The organism is Novosphingobium sp. B-7 (genome assembly GCF_000410615.1).
Taxonomy (GTDB): domain Bacteria; phylum Pseudomonadota; class Alphaproteobacteria; order Sphingomonadales; family Sphingomonadaceae; genus Novosphingobium; species Novosphingobium capsulatum.
This window is the reverse complement of the sequence record NZ_APCQ01000272.1, coordinates 1-16,688: the sequence shown is the minus strand read 5'-3', so window position 1 is coordinate 16,688 and position 16,688 is coordinate 1. Positions and strand designations below refer to the sequence as shown.

Here is a 16,688-nt window from a genome sequence, read left to right as displayed (position 1 = left end):
GCGGGCGTGATGCGTGGCGCGTGCAGTTCGGCTTCCACCACCAGCCGCGCGGTGCCATCGCCGCCGACGATGCAAACGACATCGGCGCGGTGGCACTGCGGCGCGCGGGCATAGTCAAGGCTGTCGACCAGGCGCGTGGCGTGGCCGGCGGCGGTCAACGCGGCGCGCCAACGTTCCAGCGTGCGCGCGCAAAAATTCCCGGCATGGGGATTGTAGACCAGCGCGACAGACGGCGCTGGAGCAGGAGAGGGGGCAACAGGCAGGGCGGAAAGCAAAGGCGCCGGGGCTTGTCTTGCCAGGGCGCGATCAGCCATCGGCCGTCCCGCCGTCCCGGCCAAGCCATCGATATACGCGCAACAACCCCAACCTCCAATCGTCCCCGGCGCGCGGCAATAGCTGTTTGACGCTGGTATAACAACGCCGATTGCGCCCGCATTGGGCCAGGTCGGTCCCGCTTCCGCACGAAACTGGGTGCTCGCGTGCTCATGGGCAGGCTGCTGGAGACAAACAGCGCGCTGTGCGCAAAAGCAAGTTCTGGCGGATATGGAGGGTGCTCTGCCCGCGCCGGTTGGCTTCATGGACAGCAAATCTGGCTGGGGCGGCAGGATTCTAAGAGCCCGATCCGAAAGTTGTTGAGCGATATCAGTCCATGCCATTGGTCACACCATCTTCTCGCAAGGACGGCGTGAATCACAACATACTGGTATCGCTTAACAACTTTCGGATCGGGCTCTAAAAGACCGGTCTGAGGATGACTATTCCCTGATTGGCGCAGGCGCGTTGGTCGAGATGAGCCCCCGCTCGTGGAACCGAACTGCGTCACACTTTCCTTGACAGGCGCGCGCTAGATGGGCCGATTTCCAAATAACACAACATAATGAAATTATATAAAATTTTAAGTTTATCAATTGAATTTCCACTGCCGCCCGGAATGGCAGTTCCGGCAAAAAGTTTTGCTAGCGTTGTCATTTATGACCTTGCGCCGACATAACTCGGCCGAAAATCGAGGATAAAATTTCAAGCTATACCGTGATGATCAGGGGAAATTTTATTCTTAGAATATCAAAAATATATGTAATTAAGATATAATTATATTATGAACTTATTAATCAAAAGGATTGTGCGATGTGTATCGTTCGTCCACAAAACGAATATTGTTCGTAAATGCGTCAATATCCTTTTGTGCAAGGTTGCGAAGGATCGAGTCAATACGACTCTGCATCTGCTCGAGGCTGTCATTCAAGATGAAGCTGGCCGATTTTCCAGTCTTACGAAATATTTCCGATCGGTGAGATTCTGGAATGTCGATATAGCTTTTTACCAATTTGGGTAGATGCTGCTCGCGCATTTGGTCGATGTCGATGCGCGAGAAGCCCGGCATGTCCTCGCGATCAAGCGCAATTTCTACTTCGCGCAAGCACGCGAGAATGCGCCGGATGCGGTCCTTCGCGCTGGGCGGAATGCGGCTGTCTTCATAATCGACAGCCACTGGCGGGGTCGCGGCCGGAGCGGGTGCAGGCGGGAGTGCAGAGGCTGCTCCGCCTCGAAGCGCCTTTCCGATGCGGGCAATGAAGCTGTCGTTGCTCATTTCATTCACGCCCTTGTGTCTTCTTGCAAAGCCAGATCTGTTACGTCCCTGTATTCCCTGATCCGATGCCAGAACAAAGTCTGCTCGTGGCGGCCCGCGGAAAAGGCGAACATATACTACCCTCACTGTGGCCAAAAACAGCAGAGCAGACAAAACGGCCCAAAACATGGTTCAGTTCGCTGTCGGGAGAAAATCGCCGGTAGAAGGCCCTGCGCCTTGAGCACGGGTGATGTAATCCTGCGCTTTTTCCGTTTCTACAGACAGCGAGTTAATTGTGGCTTTCATTGCATCCAGAGCCTTGAGCTTGAAGGAGTCGACGGCATCCATCGTCGCGTAGATGTTCTGGAATGCGCGCTGGAGCACCTCGACCTGGATCGTTGCCGAAGCGGCCTGTTCGTGGATCGCGGTCGTTTGCGTGCGCAGGAGGTTGCCCGTGGACTCGATCATGCCGGCTGTCGTCGAGTTGAGCGCCGTGATCTGATTGAGCACCAAGCGCTGGTTGTTGAGGGCCTGTGCGACGGTGACTGCCGTACGCAGTGCGGCAATCGTCGTCGTGGTCGCGCGATCGACTCCCTTGATCAGTTCGACGTTGTTCTTTCTGATCAGGTCGAGCGCGAGATAACCCTGAACAGATACAGTCATCTGCGTGAGAAGGTCGGTTTGGCGTTGACGAACACAGAACAAGGCATTTTCACGCATCGCGCGGGACTTGGCCGGATCGTAACTGTCGAGCTCGGCGCACTTCTTTTCCAGCTTGGTGTCGAGCATCTTGGTGACGACGATCATCTGCTCGAGTTTGTCCATCAGTTCCCAGATCTTGTCGCGCTCCGTCTCGATCGCGATGTTGTCTTGGAGCAACTCATCCTTGCCCTGAACGAGGCTGGTGATGATGGCCTGGATATGATCCTGGGCCGAGGCGTAGCGATCGAAGTACGCTTTTATCCTGTTGCCGAAGGGGATGATGCCGAGAAGCTTGCGCGGCTTGAGGAGATCGCCTTCACGAGCCGGGTCGAGCCGGTCGATCACAGTGCGCAGATCGAGCAAGGCGCGACCGACGCCGCTTTCATTGCCCATCGCCGTGGCCGGCATGTCGAGAAAGCGGCTGGATACGCTCGACAGCGCCACGATTTCTTTCTGACCAATGCTGGCTAGCTGGCCGGCTACCTTGCCAAATTCGGGGCTCTGCGTGTCGTGCTTGAGAAGGTCGGCGACATAGGCGTCAACTTTGCCCTGAAGGTGCGTTCGCACTTCATCGGAGACGGGAACGAGGCCGGCAGCCTGCTCAACGGGAACGGCGGCCACAGGATCAGGAGCAATCAGGGCAAGCTGAGACATGACAAGCCTTTAGCACAATGGAGCGAATCTAGAGCCGGGCGGCACTCCATGCAATCGGTCACAGGAGGCTGGGACGAGATTGTCAGGCCACCCGGATCGCCGGGATCAGATCGCTCGCTGCGACGCCGAAGGCCCGTGCGCGTGCGATGACGTTTCCAGCCCACCGGCGGTGCGTGGCAGGCTCGCACATGCTGCCTCGCGAGCCGAATACGGCGCGTGCATCAGCCTCGAGGATCGCCTGCGCCTCCAGAAGCTCGCAAGGGCTCGGCTGATAGCAACCATGAATCATGCCGATCTGGCAGGGGTGGATCGCGGTCTTGGTGAAAAGGCCGTGCTCGATATCCTGCTCGACTTCCTCACGCAGCAGGTCGAGTGAGGCATAGTGCTCGAAAACCGGCGCTGCGACGGCGAAGCCTGCCGGGATAAATGTTCCTGCGATGTCCCGGATGACAGCGCCGAGCGGTCCTTCGTAGGCTGTGCGGTGCTTGGAGCGTCGCACACCGAGAATGTTGAGGATGTCGTTGCCGCCAATACGGATCGCGGTGACTCGCTCACGCAAGGGCAGCAACTGCTTGCACAACTGCGCAAGCGCAGCACGATCGAAAGCGTCAATTCCCTCAATGGTCGGCATGAAAGCGTGGTTGTTTCCCAACATGATTGACAGCCAGTGGGCAACGTTGCTCGCTTCCACCTTGGGTAGCACGAAGCCATCCACGGCATGAATGCCGGGTAGGCCAGCCATCCATACCAGCATGCCGAAGTCGCGTGGCCTCACATAGATCGTGAGGCGTGAGGTGATCGTGGTCAGTGTCAGCAAGAAAGACGCAAACCGCACCCGCGCGGCGTCAAGCTCGTCTTCGCTGATGGAATCCTCAAGGCACACCACGATCGAGCGCAGATCGGGACTGCCGCCAAGGCAGATGTCGAGGAGATTTGGGCGCAGCACCGGGATGTAGAGGGTTGCGCCAAGGGCAATCGCATTCATTCTTGAGCGCCTCCAAGCTTCCTGATGATCGCGACCGCGCGATAGGTCGACAGGTCGCGTTCGATGATGGGCACGCCGGCGGTTCGCGCAAGCAGGATCATGTGCTGGACCTCAGGATCGTCGATATCGGCGAGGTAGAGCTTTTCCGGTACGCGACGCAGGATGGCACGGGTTGCTTCCGCCACGCCAGGCTTGATCCGGTTCACGTCGCGGATCCCGTCGTCGGCCATAATCGACGCGAGCAGGGCCTGGCAGTTCGTGCGGGCAGCCGTCGCGCCGACCTGGTGCAGACCTGCCGGCCGTGCTGGATCGATCGGCGCCGCTTCGATCGCGCTGATAAAGGCCGCACTCATGTCGTGTGGGCGATGTTCTTCCATGAAGTTGCAGGCATGGAAGTCTCCGGGACCGACCAGATCGTCATTGAGTACCGAGCGACTGATGAGACCCGAGACGATCCCGTTAAGCAAGCCGCTCGGGATGACATAATCTTCGGTGGTCGCGGCAAGATCGGCGCAGCCAGCGGGATCCGCAACGACCGCCAGGAAGGCTTTGAATCCCAGGTCGCTGTTCGCCAGTGACGTCACGAGCTGCCTGGTGATCGCGCCCTTTCCGGTCCAGCCATCCACGAAGATCGAAGTATCGACCCCGTGGCGTTGCTTGATGAAGCGCAGAGCATTCTCGTCAATGCCACGATCGCGGATGATCGAGATCGAGTAGTGGTGGGCGACGATGCCCATGCGCGCGAGCGCGCGCTTGAGCAGGACGCCGATTGGCGTGCCGGCGCGGGCCAGCGAGATCACCACGCATTCCCGCGACGTTTCCGGTCGTGCCGCCACGGCGCTGGCGAGTCGTGCGATGTCGGTATGCAAAGCGGAGGCATTGCGCTCGAGCGCTTCGCGGTACAGCGCCAGATAGCGCGCATCGGGCAACTGCTCGGCGCTGAGCATTTCTGAATAGTGACGCCTACCCGACTGGATCAGCGTCTCCTTCTGCTCGATAGAGATTGGAGTGATTGCTGCCGGCTTCAACAGGATCTGGACGTCGCCGGGATCGTAAGAGCCAGAGAAGGGCGCTGCCTGCGTATTGTTGGTCAGCAGCACCACACATTCCCCAGCTTCATCTCGGCCCATACCTGGGATGTGGTCGGGGTCATGGCGTAGTCACATAGATCCATGAAGCCGACGTCGGAGTGGCTGTCTCCCACACCCACCACGAGAAGATCGTGGTCTACTGCTCGCGCGTTCTCGATCAGGTAGCGCGCCGCGTCCCGCTTGTTCAGCCATGGCGGCAGGAAGGCGAGATTGTTGCCGTTGCGATGCGTGCGCCAGCCCTCTGGCAACATTGCATTGAGGGAGGGCTCGACGTCCTTGAGCATGTCGCCTTCGTCGATGTTGCTTTTGACAACAAGGTAGAGGTCAAGATCGCCCTCCTGGACGAGCCAATGGCGATATTCTTCGCCAGCAATGACATGGCGGAGTTGGGCATAGGCGTCAGCGGGCGCGACACCACGTCGCGACTGTTCGTGCAGGCGCGCATGCCAATCAGCATCCACGTCGCCGTTGGCAGTGACAATGCAGCCGCCGTTCGAGCAAATTGCAGGATGCTGCTCGATTTTGACGCGGCCGAGCACTGCTCGGCTGCGAGCCGTAACCGGAACGACCTTGCCTTGCTGTAGCCAATCCAACATATGCTGTTGGCGGCGTGTGGCAAAGCCGCTTTCCTGACCATCCGCAAGGTAGCTCACGGCGAGCAGCGCTCTATCCTCCGGCGGACACTTGCGGGCCGTCTGGAAGAGGGTATCGTCAAGGTCTGTAAGGATCAACATTACGTGGTCGGGCCTTCCTGTCCTGCGCGCGCAGGAACACTTGCATGCTCTCCGCCTGTCCCGATCAAGGATCGAGGGGGCGGCGGCGACCTCCTGGCGCATCGGGTGATCGCGTCGTTATCAAAGCCGCTTTAGCAGACCGAGACGTTGTCCTGCTCGGCCTGGGCCCAAATTCCCTCGGTCCAGAGCGGAGGCAGGGAGCGATGCTTCTCGTTGATCGTTGTAATGCCCAAGCACTAGCGGTGTCGCGTCGGTGCCCGCGCCGCCTAATGTGGCGGCCATGCTGCTGCTTACACAATACGGTCATAGCGGCAATGCACCAGTTCCACAGGGATTGTGCTGCCGAATTCACGTAATGCAGCCCGTGCATCATTCACTTGCTCGCCGATGGCTTCGGCTGCGATGATCACGCGATCAGGGCGGTGTTCCAGTAGGTTATAGAGGAAGCAGGGGGCGCCCGAGCCGAAGCTGTCGGTAAAGCGTGAGCGGGTGCGCATGGCATGGCCAGTGATTGCTGGCGTTCGGGTGATGCTTTGCACAGCGGCGATACCGCCCTGCGCTTCGATTTCTTCCGCGATGTTTAGCGCTTCATACGAGTGCTCTCCGTCGCCGAGAACGAGGATGCGCTCGCCAGCCTCGCAGAGGATGTGCGGGCGGCGGGCGGCTTCGGGTCGCCACAGGCCGCACCGGCTGCGCATACCAGTCTCGGGCGCGATTCCAGCACCATTCGATCCAGCTGCGAGCTGAGGCGAGGGGGCCGCAGGATTGGTCTCCCATGTCATGCTGCCCGACAACAGGGAACGGCCCCTCGCCGGGCGCGGCATCAGGGGAAGGTAATTGCCGCCGCTCCAATCGGTGATGCAACACGTCTCGGCCTGGACCATCTGTGGCATCAGATGGAGCATGCCTTCAGCCGCAGAGACGAACGTGCTGCCAGTGGAGCATTCATCATCCACCACAACCAATGTTCGGGCCGTCGAGATGAAATCCAGCATTGCCGATTCTGCGATCTGCACGAGGTGGGAGGTTGCGTGACTATGTCCTTCCTCGAATGTTGCAATTGGCGTCAGGCCCTCCACACGCTGGCGCGAGGTCTGGAGATAGAGCGAGGCAGCATCGGGGTTGCGCGCTTGGTAGGCGGCAAAGACACCTTGGCCAAGCGCGGTGGCCGTCTCTGCCATCCCGAGAAAGACGACTGGCTGCGGCAGATCGGTCCCGAGTGATGCGGCGAGTTCATCCATCGTCGCGCGCATGGCTGCTGGCCGCGCTGGGATGTGCCGCCCGAGAACTTTGGAGACGACCAGGAAGCCACGCTTCGGATTGGCGCGGGCAGCAAAGGCGCACAGGGCATCGATGTCCGCATCCTTGTCGATCGTGACGTTGAGTGTGCCGGTGGGTAGCACGACCTGCTTTTGAACGGCGGCTGTGGCGGTGATCTGGTCAGTCACTGGCTTTCTTCTTCCCACGCCTAGTTTCGATCAAGGCTGATTAGATTTGAATTTAGGGCACGGCGGCAATCGCAGGCGAGACGTCAAGTCAGAGGCTGCTGTAAGAGAAGCATGCCACGTGAATTTGTAGCGATGTTCGCGCCAAAGTTGCGCAACAAGTTGTGCGGATCGATTGCGGTGATTTGCGATATGTCCACATTTCGCCACGCATCGCGCGTCACTGAAACGGTGGCAACGTACTCATCTGAAAGACGTCCTGTCGCCGTGTTTCTTTGGGTATAGGCCGATAGCGCAACGGTCTGGACCGCGCTTGATGCTGCAAAACTGTGTCCGACCAAGCGGACGATAGCAGAGCAGACATGGTCCAGATAGAGATTCGCGAGGTCGTTCTGGCTCAAAGGCTTTTCGGACAGTTCCATCTTGGATATCAGCACAGTCCAGCGAGTGGAGGGCATGTCCTCAATTTCTGGAAGATCTACGTCGAGCAGCAAGCGTCCGTTGCTGACGTCGAGCGCGACGTTCGTCTCGGTAGGCCAGTCGAGAGGACCAAGCGCTTGCAGGACCGCGTTGGCCACGGCCGCATCATCCGGTCCGGAATTCGCCTGGTCAGCGCGCCACTTCATCAGGGCTTCCATATATTCGCCATGTGCAGCGAAATCGTGAGACTTCGGCTTCCCGGTGTTGCTTGTCCTCGCCTGAGCGACAGAGCGCGGGATATCGTGATGAAGGTGGCGCAGAAGGTTGAGCGCTTCATTGCGTGTTGCGGCGTTGGCTTCGAGCAGATCCCGGATCAAATTCTTCATCTGCGATTTCACACCCGGAATGTGCGCAGGGTGGATGGGGGCGCCATCGCCATCGACCAATTCAATGCCGTTGCCGACCATCCGGGCCTGAGCAGAGGCTGGCATCGGCGGCAGGCCTGGCGGATTCCCGCTCGCCCGAGACCGGCTATCGGGCTTGTCCAGGCGTTCACGCCAACTCAGGCCGCTGCCGGGAAGGCCGACATTGCCGTAGACGCCGTTCTTGCCAACTGTGACCGATGCGCCGCGCGGCCCGGCGCTCATTGATATGCCTGACTTCGACAGGTTCAGCCGCAGACCGGGGCAGAGGGTGATACGCTTCTGAAATCGGAAACCCATGACCGTTCCTAAGCAAGTACGGTGATGCTGACGACCGAGTCGCGCAGTCGATTGACAACCGAGCGGCGGTTGGCGTCGTGAAGCACGGTGATGTCCGGCAGAGGCATGCCAGCCGCGGCAATCAACTCATAGACGAGGCTGGCTTTGACGCCGAAGTTGACGTTTTCCGAGATGCTGCCACGTTTGCGCACGTCGCGGTGGGCGAGCGATGCGGAGGTGATGCCCACAACATTACCGGCCTCGTCAATGATCGCGCCGCCAGACGAGCCCGAGCCGATCGGAGCGGTAAACTGGAAGCGCGAAACGTCTCCCATACCGCCGGTCAACCCCGAGACGTTTCCAGTCGTTACCTTGAGGTCGCCGCCGAGGAGATCCATCAGCGGGAAGCCCGAGGCCATGATGCTTTCACCCAGCCACAGCGGTGCCGCCAACCGGAGGGGGAGTGGTTCGCCTTGAACATTGCCTTGCAGCAGCGCGAGGTCATGAAGTTCATCGACCGCCAGGGCAGTGACGAACGTCCGGGTGCGACTCAGGAAAAAGCTGGTGCCGCCTTCGATCACGTGGGCATTGGTGACGATCAGGTTCGAGCCGACGATCACACCGCTGCCGGTGCCAATCGTGCTGCCTGAAGGTCTGCTATCGTGATGATCCGGCCCGAGCGGCGGCGTCTGCTCTGCATTCCGTCGTTTCCGATGCGGGATCGAGATTGATGTGAAATTGCGCGCGCGAATGTAAGCATCAATCCCGAACGTATATCCTTCGTTCGAGACTTTGATACGCAGAGTCCCGTCGCGGGTATAGATCTCACCGATGATGACCGCAGCCAACTGCTCGCTCGGTGCGGGCAGCCTGTAGTGATCTGAGCCTATTTGTAGGCTCGCAGGATAGGCATAGCTGGCGAAGCCGCCCTGTGTGTCGTCGGTGATGTACACGATGATATCCGCTTGCTTGCCGATGCGGTGCAGCGATTGTAGCGCCCACTGCCCATGGTCGATCTGATCGAAGGCGATGGCCTGTCCTTGTGGGGTGATGGCCGCGACTGCCAGGCGGCTGGCATCGCGTCCATCAAAACGAACCGAGATTCCCTGCCCCTCGGGCAAGGAGAAGCGCTGACCAGGTTGCAGGTCGTTCATCGCGTTTGGTGCTCCGACATCTGGGTGATGCAGGAAATGGTCTCGATCTTGCAGTCGAGATCTGGCCGCGAGATTGTATCAGGCGTAAGACGGCCGCTCAGCAGGCCGCCCCAATCGGCAAGAAGGCCAGTGCCAAACTCTTCACCATAGATCGACCCGCCGGCCGGCCGGGCGTTGATCTCAAGCACTCTCCAGCTGCCATCTCTGGCCTTGCGGAACTGGGCGTTGATCACCCCGTGCAGGCCAAATCTTCCGACCAGTTTGCGAGCCTGTTCCTCAAGAGGGTGATAGGTCTGCAAGCGTTGGTATGCGGCTTCTTTGGTGCGGGCAACGTACTTCAGGATAATGCCGTGGTGGCACAATACGTCGAACGATACCTCCGGACCTGGCAGATATTCCATCAGGACGAAGGGCGCGAGCGGGCGCTCTGCCTCCTCGAAACGCAGCGCCGCAAGGAACAGGTCCTGCTGCATGGTGCGAGCATCCGGATTGATGATGTGCGAGAGCGGCGATTCTCGGGTCAGGCGCCAGAAGCCGTGCCCGTTGACACCGCTGCGCGGCTTTATGCAGAGCGAGGTTTCATCCGGCAGCGCGGCGAATGCCGCAAGTGCGGCAGCAAGATCGGCGGAACTGGCGATGTTGATGGTCTCGAGGTGGAACGGCTCGCCAGCAATGGCATCGGCAAAGGCGAACTTGTCGTCGAGGAGTTCGAGCGTAGCGATATCGGCTGGCAGATGGACCGCACAAGGCAGCGCGATGCCGGCAAGAAGCTTGCGGTGCCGCGTTGGAATGAACAGGTCGATTTCGTTCTCGATGATCTGGTTGCGCACCCATGCGACATAGGCCTCGTCGTCGACAGTAGGCTCAACCCAGGTGTCATATGCCCCGGCATGGACCGGCCTGTTCTTGTCCACGCTGGTGACGACCTCAAGGTCGGTGTCTGCTGCCATCATCGCCTTGGCGATGGGAGCCAGCGAGAAGCCGCGATTGAACCAGATACGCATCGGATGTCCTGAAAGAGATAAAAGGGACGCACTCAGCGTGTCCGCAGGATGCCCTTGGCGCGCGCGGCTTTGAGCCAGGCCGGGAATTCGGAAAGCAGGCGGTCATAAAGTTCCTCGTCGGTGATCTTGGCGAGATCGTTGACGGCGAAGAAACCGGCGTTGTCGACGACACGGTTCGGCAGCGTGTCGAGGCTACGCAGCATGCCGAAGTTGCTGTTGCCAATGCCAACGAACTGCCAGAAGATCGGCTTGTGTGCCGCGTTGGTAATGATGCGGGCGATGTCCTTGCTCGGCGCAAACCCGCCGTCGGTCATGAAGATCACAAGGAGCGGCGTAGTGCGGTCGGCAGGCTCGTCGGCGAGCAAAGCATTGAGAATGACGATCTCGTTGTTGACCCCGCCGATGGTGACCTCGCCCTTGCGATTGATTGATGCACAAGAGTGCTTCTGCACGCCTTGGACAGGCTTCATCGGGCCGGGGAGGGTGCGAGGTACGTAACCCTCATAGTTCTTCGCGGTAATGTCCTCGGTGCGGGCACAGCCCGAAGCGTAGAACCAGGTCGGCATGGTGCCATCATCGTCGAGGCGCAGGCTGACGGGCACGATCCTTTCGACCGTTTCCTGCACTGTACCGTTGCTGTAGAGTCTGCTCATGGAGCCGGTTGCGTCGATCACGAAGAGGACTTCCGCCTTCTCCTGGTCGATCCCGAGCTTCTTGAGCGAGACGCCGACCTTCTGCTTGCGCAAGTCGACCTTGCTCAGGGAGACCGGTGGCGACGAAGGTGGAGGAGGTGGTGCTGCCGGGGCTACTTCCACCTCGCCACCGAGGTGACGGACGAGGTTGGCGAGGCCACCAGAAAAGCCCTGCACCACCGCGCCAATGCGCCATGCTCCGTTGTGGCGATAGAGGTCGAGCAGGATCACCGCCTTTTCGTCGCCGAGATGGGGCAGGGGCTGAACCAAAGCTACACCAGCGAAGTCGGCGCAGAGTTCACGCGCCTGCTTGAGCGGCACCGTATCATGGCTTGCGACGAGCGAGATGCGATCCAGCGAGGCTGGTAACCGATCGAGGGCGATCGAGATGACTGTTGCGCCCGACGTGCGGCGATAGGCGATGGCGCCGTCGGGACTGCGTTCGTTGCTGAAGAGAATGGTGTAGCGATCATCAGCAATCTTGCGCTCGGCATTCAGCCCAAAGGCGACGATGTCGATGTCGTCAGGTGCATGGCGGACGGTAACGTCGAGCTGACGGCTGGCGGTCAGATCCGATACAGCGCGCTTCTCGCCGGGTGACATGGTGAGCACAACGTGTTCCTTGTTATCAAGGGACTGGGGCCGGTGCCAAGGTGACCCGGTCCCAGTCTTGGGCAAGATGGCGTGCTAAATTCCCGCAGGTTCAGACATTGACGCCCATTGCGCCAGCCAGCCCTGCCAGTCCCGAAGCCCAACCTTCGCCGATGGCCTTCACCTTGACGTCGCCGTTTGAACGATAGAGCTCAACGAAGGTCATGGCTGCATTGGTGCTGCTGTCCTCGCTGAGGTCGAAGCGAGCGAGTTCCTTGCCATCGGCATCGTTGACTACGCGCGCATAAGCATTCGAGACCATGCCGAAGTTCTGGCGGCGGGCTTGGCCTTCATAGATTGTCACGGCGATCACGATCTTTTTTACCGTGTCTGGAAGCTTGGCGAAGTCCACCTTGATGGTTTCGTCGTCGCCGTCACCGGCACCGGTGCGGTTGTCTCCGCCATAGATAACGGCACCTTCGGGTGAAATCTTGTTGTTGAAGAAGACGAAGTGGGTGTCCGAAAGAACCTTTTCATCCTGGCCGAGGATGAAGGCCGAGGCGTCGAGGTCGAACTCCTGGCCGTCGGTTTTGCGGGCGTCCCAGCCCAAGCCAACGGTGATGGAAGAAACGCCCGGCGCTTCCTTGCTAAGGTTGACGTTGCCACCTTTGACGAGGGAAACTGTCATGGGGGAGGGATCCTTAAGGCGAGGGGGCGGGGCTGTACCCCGCCCTGGGGAAAGAGATTGCCAGCTACTTGCAAAGAGAAAGATATCTTGTGGATCAAAGCTGATTCAATATCTTTCGGCATAAATTATCCGACGTTAACTCCGTAATTGGTGGCAAGCGGGGCAAGTCCTCCCTTGTAACCTTGGCCAACCGCTCGAAACTTGAAGTCTGAGCCATGGCGGTAGACTTCACCGAGGATCATCGCGGTTTCGATGGAAGCGTCCTCAGACAGGTCAAATCGGACAACTTCCTTGCCTGTTTTCTCATTGACCAGACGAATAAAGGCGTTCGAGACCTGGCCGAACGATTGGCGGCGCTGTTCCCCCTCGTGGATGGTGACGACGATGGCAACCTTGTCGACGTCAGCCGGAAGCTTGGACAGGGTGATCTTGATCTGCTCATCGTCGCCATCGCCTGCGCCCGTGCGATTATCGCCTTGGTGCACAACCGCGCCGGTTGCGACATTCATGTTGTTGTAGAAACAGAAGTCGCTGTCGCTGCGCACCTTACCGTCGGTCTTGAGCAGGAATGCGGAGGCATCGAGGTCGAAATCCTGGCCGTCGGTCGAGCGTGCGTCCCAACCCAGGCCGACCATGATCTCGTCGAGGCCGGGATCTTCCTTCGACAGCGAGACATTGCCGCCTTTTGAGAGAGAAATTGCCATGGCATTGGTCCTTTCCATTTGTGGCAGTAACCGGTGGTAGAAGTTGCGTGTGCGCCGCCTGGAACACCCGCGGATCCGGAAGAGAACGACGGCTCTGGTAGAGCCGCCTAATGGATCATGTGGTATGCGTTCCTGGCACGACGTCGCCGGTCGGCAGGATCGCATCGGCCTCGCCGTCTTCCTCATACTCGTTCGGGAAAAGCTTCTTGTGGCGGATGGAGGCCCAAAGCGAGAGACCGATTATCAGCGCGCCAATGAGGCCGGTCACGACTTCGGGAGTATGCACGCGAATGCTGATTAGCATGATGACGGCCAGAGCCACGATGGCGTAGAATGCGCCTGGCTCGAGGAATCGGAACTCGCTGAGGTGGCCGCCCTTCACGAGAGCGACGGTCATGGAGCGGACGAACATGGCGCCGATCCCGAGGCCAAGCGCAATGAGCAAGATATCGTTGGTGATGGCAAAGGCACCGATCACGCCGTCGAATGAGAACGAGGCATCGAGGAATTCGAGATAGACGAAAGCCGCCGCGCCCGAACGCACAATCTTGCCTGTTGCTGCGTCTTCCTCCCCGCCCATGAAGTCGCCGAACGTCTGGACGAGGAAATAGACCGCAACGCCCGAGAAGCCGGCGATCAGAAAGGTGCGCTGTGCGGCCGCGTCGAGTGTGAACGAGAGAGCACCGATGATCGCGGCTGTCGCGATATAGGGTGCGGCCGGGACTTTGGCGAAGGCTGCGAGTGGCTTTTCGATGAAGCCGATCCAGTGGTGCTCGCGATCTTCGTCGAAAAAGAAGCTGAGACCCACCAGCATGAGGAATGCGCCCCCGAAGCCGGAGATGCCGATGTGCGCACCGGTGACGATCGCTTCGTAAAGCTTGTGGTCGGTGATCGCGATGCGCGCTGCTTCCCATGGCGTGACCATCGCGGCGAATGAGACGATCAGGATAGGGAAGACGATGCGCATGCCGAAAACGGCGATGAGAATGCCCCAGGTAAGGAAGCGACGCTGCCACTTCTCATCCATGTCCTTGAGGATCGAGGCGTTGACCACGGCGTTGTCGAGACTGAGCGAGGTTTCCATCACACCGAGCACACCGGCGAGAAAGATCATCGAGAGGGCTTGGCCGAGAAGGCCAGTCTCGGCATACCCGAGAATGCCTGCAAGAGTGAGGCAAACGATCGTAAAGACGATCGAGCCGCGGAAAGCTTGCATGGGCTAATTCCTATTTCCAGAAGCGTCTCGAAAGACGGACAGTTTTACGTTAGTCTTTGGTCGCGGAGCGCCAGTTGAAGTAGTATCCCAGCGACTCAGCGAACGGCTGTTGGCTATCGAAATACTGCATGTAGCGCTCCATCTTGAGTTCACCGTTACGGTTCTCGATGGTGGCGATGCCGCACAGACGCTTGTCGTTCCGCCCCTCGTTCATGCGTACTTCGATTTCAGGTTGACCAGGAATATTCATACGAACAACACCGTCGGTGTGGCTCCAATCAGGCACGCCGTCGTAGATCAATGCGAAGACAGCGATACGCTCGAATTCGTCGAAGTACTTGCCGTTGATCCGGATTGTCTCACCGGCGGCAACAGCGCCAGTGCGATCGTCTCCTGACAGCTCGATCCAAGGGAACTGGTGGAAGCTGCCAAAAGTCCGTCCCAGCGCTTGGACGATGCCCCCGTGCCCATCCTTCATCTGGTAAATGACACCCAGATCAAGATCGACGCCCTTTGACCGTCCAAAGAAACCCTTCTTTCCAGTGTCCTGGTTCCAGTTGAGGTTTAGAACGATTTCACCGAACGTCGAACCTTGTTTCTTCAGGCTGACGGTTGAATTGGACTTCTCCAGTGAAATCTTACGCAGCGAAACGGGTGCCGAGGGTGTCGGCGGCGGTGGCGACGGAGAAATCGGCGCTGGCGCAAGGGCGGGCGAGGATTCAGCGACATCACCGCCAAAGTGAGCCACCAGGGCGGCAAGGCCACCGTTGAAGCCTGCGCCAACCGTGCCCAGACGCCAGCCACTGGTGTGACGGTAGAACTCGACGAGCATGATAGCTTTCTCACTCGACAAGTACGGTGCTACATCGAACACGGCTTTCCCACCATCCACACTGACGATCAGGGGGCGTGAATTGGCCACCGGTTGGCTGTCATGAGTGGCGGTCAATACAATGCGTTCAATATGTGCCGGGAGAAGATCTAGTTCGAAGTTGAAGGTCGCCGTATCCGAGTAGGGGGTGAGCCTAATCGCACCTTCCGGACTGTTCAGATTGCTGAACAACACAACGTAGCGGTCGTCCCCTATTTTCTTATCGGCATTAAGGCTAAAGGCTGCAATGTCGATGCCATCAAGGCCGAAGTCGATCTTCACCGTGCACGTCGTGCCGATGCCAAGATCAGACAGCCCGCGCTTTTCGCCGCGTTGTAGCTGCATGGAGGTCCCCCGTATCACATGGAAAAGCCGTGCCACTCAGGGCACGGCATTCTGAATGCGGCAATCAGATCACGCGCTTAGCGTCGCCTACCAGATTCTTGACAGTTTTGCCGTTGGTGCGGTGGCCGATCGCCTTGAATGTCCAGTCGCCCCCGTTGCGGCTCAGGGAAGCGAGGATCAGGCCCGTGTGCGGGCCACTGTCCGAGATGGGAAAACGCGCGAGTTCTTTGCCATTCGCGTTGTCGACCACCCGGCCGTAAGCATTTTCGACCTGGTTAAAGGTCTGCCCACGAAAGCTGTTAACGGTTAGCACGACATGCTCGATCTGACCCGGCAGCTGATCTAGGTTGATCGCGATTGACTCATCGTCGCCGTCGCCTTCGCCAGTCAGGTTGTCGCCGCTGTGGCGAACCGAACCGTCCTTGCTCTGCAATTGACCGAACCAGATGGCATCGATTTCGTTCTTGTTTGAGTCTAGCAGAAGTGCTGAGGCATCGAGGTCGATGCTGTCGTTGCCACCGCCAAAAACCTTGCCAAAGAAGCCCTTAGGCTTGGCAACATCCCAGCCCACGCCCAGCGTGATTGCCGATAGGCCATTGGGTGCTTGCTTTGAGAGGCTAACGCTCTGATTTTTAGAAAGTGAAACTGACATAGATTCCCCGGTTGATAATTTCCGACCATTTTGGAATTTTACGTCTCAGATTATTTGACTGCATACTAACGTGAGCATCGAGCATTAAATTTCGTATATCCAGCAGCGGGCGTCGGTTGGCCTCCAGCACTGCTTACTTGTTTGGAAAATATTGAAACTTTTCAGAATCTTGCGATCACGGCGTGGTCTTGGCTGTGCGAAATTCTGACCTGCTCCGACCTCGTCTATAGCACTCTTTTCGTTAGATTTTCCCGCTGACCTTACGCCGATTTCAATTTATCTCAACCATAGATTTCCAATTGGTGAAAGTCATCACTCTTTTATGAGCAATTTGTGGCAGAAGGAGGTGCTTATTACGTGTCGGCGCCCATTCATCGCAGCAGCAGTTATGGCATCAGTTAAATGTGCCCCCGTGTTGGAGAGCATTTGGCCCGTAGCTGTGGCTCGACCGTGACGTGCTCCCCTGATTGTT

Annotated in this window: 16 protein-coding genes; all 16 read right to left on the bottom strand. The window is 58.7% G+C overall.

All coding sequences use genetic code 11. The features are described from left to right. The coding region (locus H926_RS32215; protein ID WP_237740970.1) for an acylglycerol kinase family protein at positions 1 to 314 on the bottom strand (314 nt) is incomplete at its 3' end. Positions 315 to 1,105: 791 nt separating this feature from the next. Then, on the bottom strand, positions 1,106 to 1,588 hold the full coding sequence (locus tag H926_RS0103860; RefSeq protein WP_022675145.1) for a hypothetical protein: 483 nt from the start codon (positions 1,586 to 1,588) through the stop codon (positions 1,106 to 1,108). A gap of 171 nt (positions 1,589 to 1,759) precedes the next feature. Further along, complete coding sequence (locus H926_RS25475; protein ID WP_022675144.1) at positions 1,760 to 2,923, bottom strand: toxic anion resistance protein; 1,164 nt, start codon at positions 2,921 to 2,923, stop codon at positions 1,760 to 1,762. An 82-nt stretch (positions 2,924 to 3,005) separates the two neighbouring features. Further along, positions 3,006 to 3,908: an HpcH/HpaI aldolase/citrate lyase family protein gene (locus H926_RS25470; RefSeq protein WP_022675143.1), complete on the bottom strand. Its 903-nt coding sequence runs from the start codon at positions 3,906 to 3,908 to the stop codon at positions 3,006 to 3,008. After that, on the bottom strand, positions 3,905 to 5,008 hold the full coding sequence (locus tag H926_RS0103845; RefSeq protein ID WP_028657544.1) for a cysteine protease StiP family protein: 1,104 nt from the start codon (positions 5,006 to 5,008) through the stop codon (positions 3,905 to 3,907). The genes H926_RS25470 and H926_RS0103845 overlap by 4 nt, the downstream gene beginning before the upstream one ends. Continuing rightward, a complete protein-coding gene (locus H926_RS0103840) occupies positions 4,999 to 5,733 on the bottom strand; it encodes a sucrose-6-phosphate hydrolase (protein WP_028657543.1) in 735 nt (244 codons plus the stop codon). The genes H926_RS0103845 and H926_RS0103840 overlap by 10 nt, the downstream gene beginning before the upstream one ends. A gap of 290 nt (positions 5,734 to 6,023) precedes the next feature. After that, positions 6,024 to 7,181: a phosphoribosyltransferase domain-containing protein gene (locus H926_RS0103835; protein ID WP_022675140.1), complete on the bottom strand. Its 1,158-nt coding sequence runs from the start codon at positions 7,179 to 7,181 to the stop codon at positions 6,024 to 6,026. 83 nt (positions 7,182 to 7,264) lie between these two features. Further along, on the bottom strand, positions 7,265 to 8,320 hold the full coding sequence (locus H926_RS0103830) for a DUF4236 domain-containing protein (RefSeq protein ID WP_082208989.1): 1,056 nt from the start codon (positions 8,318 to 8,320) through the stop codon (positions 7,265 to 7,267). A gap of 8 nt (positions 8,321 to 8,328) precedes the next feature. After that, positions 8,329 to 9,453: a S1C family serine protease gene (locus H926_RS0103825; RefSeq protein ID WP_022675138.1), complete on the bottom strand. Its 1,125-nt coding sequence runs from the start codon at positions 9,451 to 9,453 to the stop codon at positions 8,329 to 8,331. Continuing rightward, positions 9,450 to 10,457 (bottom strand): ATP-grasp domain-containing protein, encoded by a 1,008-nt coding sequence (locus H926_RS0103820; protein ID WP_022675137.1) that lies wholly within the window; start codon positions 10,455 to 10,457, stop codon positions 9,450 to 9,452. The genes H926_RS0103825 and H926_RS0103820 overlap by 4 nt, the downstream gene beginning before the upstream one ends. Before the next feature lie 32 nt (positions 10,458 to 10,489). Next, positions 10,490 to 11,752 (bottom strand): VWA domain-containing protein, encoded by a 1,263-nt coding sequence (locus tag H926_RS25465; RefSeq protein WP_022675136.1) that lies wholly within the window; start codon positions 11,750 to 11,752, stop codon positions 10,490 to 10,492. A gap of 100 nt (positions 11,753 to 11,852) precedes the next feature. After that, the gene (locus H926_RS0103810) at positions 11,853 to 12,428 is read right to left on the bottom strand and encodes a TerD family protein (RefSeq protein ID WP_022675135.1); all 576 of its coding nucleotides are present in this window, start codon (positions 12,426 to 12,428) and stop codon (positions 11,853 to 11,855) included. A 125-nt stretch (positions 12,429 to 12,553) separates the two neighbouring features. Beyond that, a complete protein-coding gene (locus H926_RS0103805; protein WP_028657540.1) occupies positions 12,554 to 13,132 on the bottom strand; it encodes a TerD family protein in 579 nt (192 codons plus the stop codon). Between the two features lie 115 nt (positions 13,133 to 13,247). After that, positions 13,248 to 14,348: a DUF475 domain-containing protein gene (locus H926_RS0103800; protein ID WP_022675133.1), complete on the bottom strand. Its 1,101-nt coding sequence runs from the start codon at positions 14,346 to 14,348 to the stop codon at positions 13,248 to 13,250. Positions 14,349 to 14,397: 49 nt separating this feature from the next. After that, positions 14,398 to 15,564, bottom strand: a complete 1,167-nt coding sequence (locus H926_RS0103795; RefSeq protein WP_022675132.1) for a TerD family protein — start codon at positions 15,562 to 15,564, stop codon at positions 14,398 to 14,400. A 64-nt stretch (positions 15,565 to 15,628) separates the two neighbouring features. Then, a complete protein-coding gene (locus H926_RS0103790) occupies positions 15,629 to 16,216 on the bottom strand; it encodes a TerD family protein (protein WP_022675131.1) in 588 nt (195 codons plus the stop codon). Positions 16,217 to 16,688: the final 472 nt, after the last annotated feature.

Excerpts from the sequence above, each read along its gene's own strand:
- H926_RS0103860 (WP_022675145.1), bottom strand. The coding sequence starts at position 1,588 with ATGAGCAACGACAGCTTCATTGCCCGCATCGGAAAGGCGCTTCGAGGC.
- H926_RS25475 (WP_022675144.1), bottom strand. The coding sequence starts at position 2,923 with ATGTCTCAGCTTGCCCTGATTGCTCCTGATCCTGTGGCCGCCGTTCCC.
- H926_RS25470 (WP_022675143.1), bottom strand. The coding sequence starts at position 3,908 with ATGAATGCGATTGCCCTTGGCGCAACCCTCTACATCCCGGTGCTGCGC.
- H926_RS0103840 (WP_028657543.1), bottom strand. The coding sequence starts at position 5,733 with ATGTTGATCCTTACAGACCTTGACGATACCCTCTTCCAGACGGCCCGC.
- H926_RS0103830 (WP_082208989.1), bottom strand. The coding sequence starts at position 8,320 with ATGGGTTTCCGATTTCAGAAGCGTATCACCCTCTGCCCCGGTCTGCGG.
- H926_RS0103825 (WP_022675138.1), bottom strand. The coding sequence starts at position 9,453 with ATGAACGACCTGCAACCTGGTCAGCGCTTCTCCTTGCCCGAGGGGCAG.
- H926_RS0103820 (WP_022675137.1), bottom strand. The coding sequence starts at position 10,457 with ATGCGTATCTGGTTCAATCGCGGCTTCTCGCTGGCTCCCATCGCCAAG.
- H926_RS25465 (WP_022675136.1), bottom strand. The coding sequence starts at position 11,752 with ATGTCACCCGGCGAGAAGCGCGCTGTATCGGATCTGACCGCCAGCCGT.
- H926_RS0103810 (WP_022675135.1), bottom strand. The coding sequence starts at position 12,428 with ATGACAGTTTCCCTCGTCAAAGGTGGCAACGTCAACCTTAGCAAGGAA.
- H926_RS0103805 (WP_028657540.1), bottom strand. The coding sequence starts at position 13,132 with ATGGCAATTTCTCTCTCAAAAGGCGGCAATGTCTCGCTGTCGAAGGAA.
- H926_RS0103800 (WP_022675133.1), bottom strand. The coding sequence starts at position 14,348 with ATGCAAGCTTTCCGCGGCTCGATCGTCTTTACGATCGTTTGCCTCACT.
- H926_RS0103795 (WP_022675132.1), bottom strand. The coding sequence starts at position 15,564 with ATGCAGCTACAACGCGGCGAAAAGCGCGGGCTGTCTGATCTTGGCATC.
- H926_RS0103790 (WP_022675131.1), bottom strand. The coding sequence starts at position 16,216 with ATGTCAGTTTCACTTTCTAAAAATCAGAGCGTTAGCCTCTCAAAGCAA.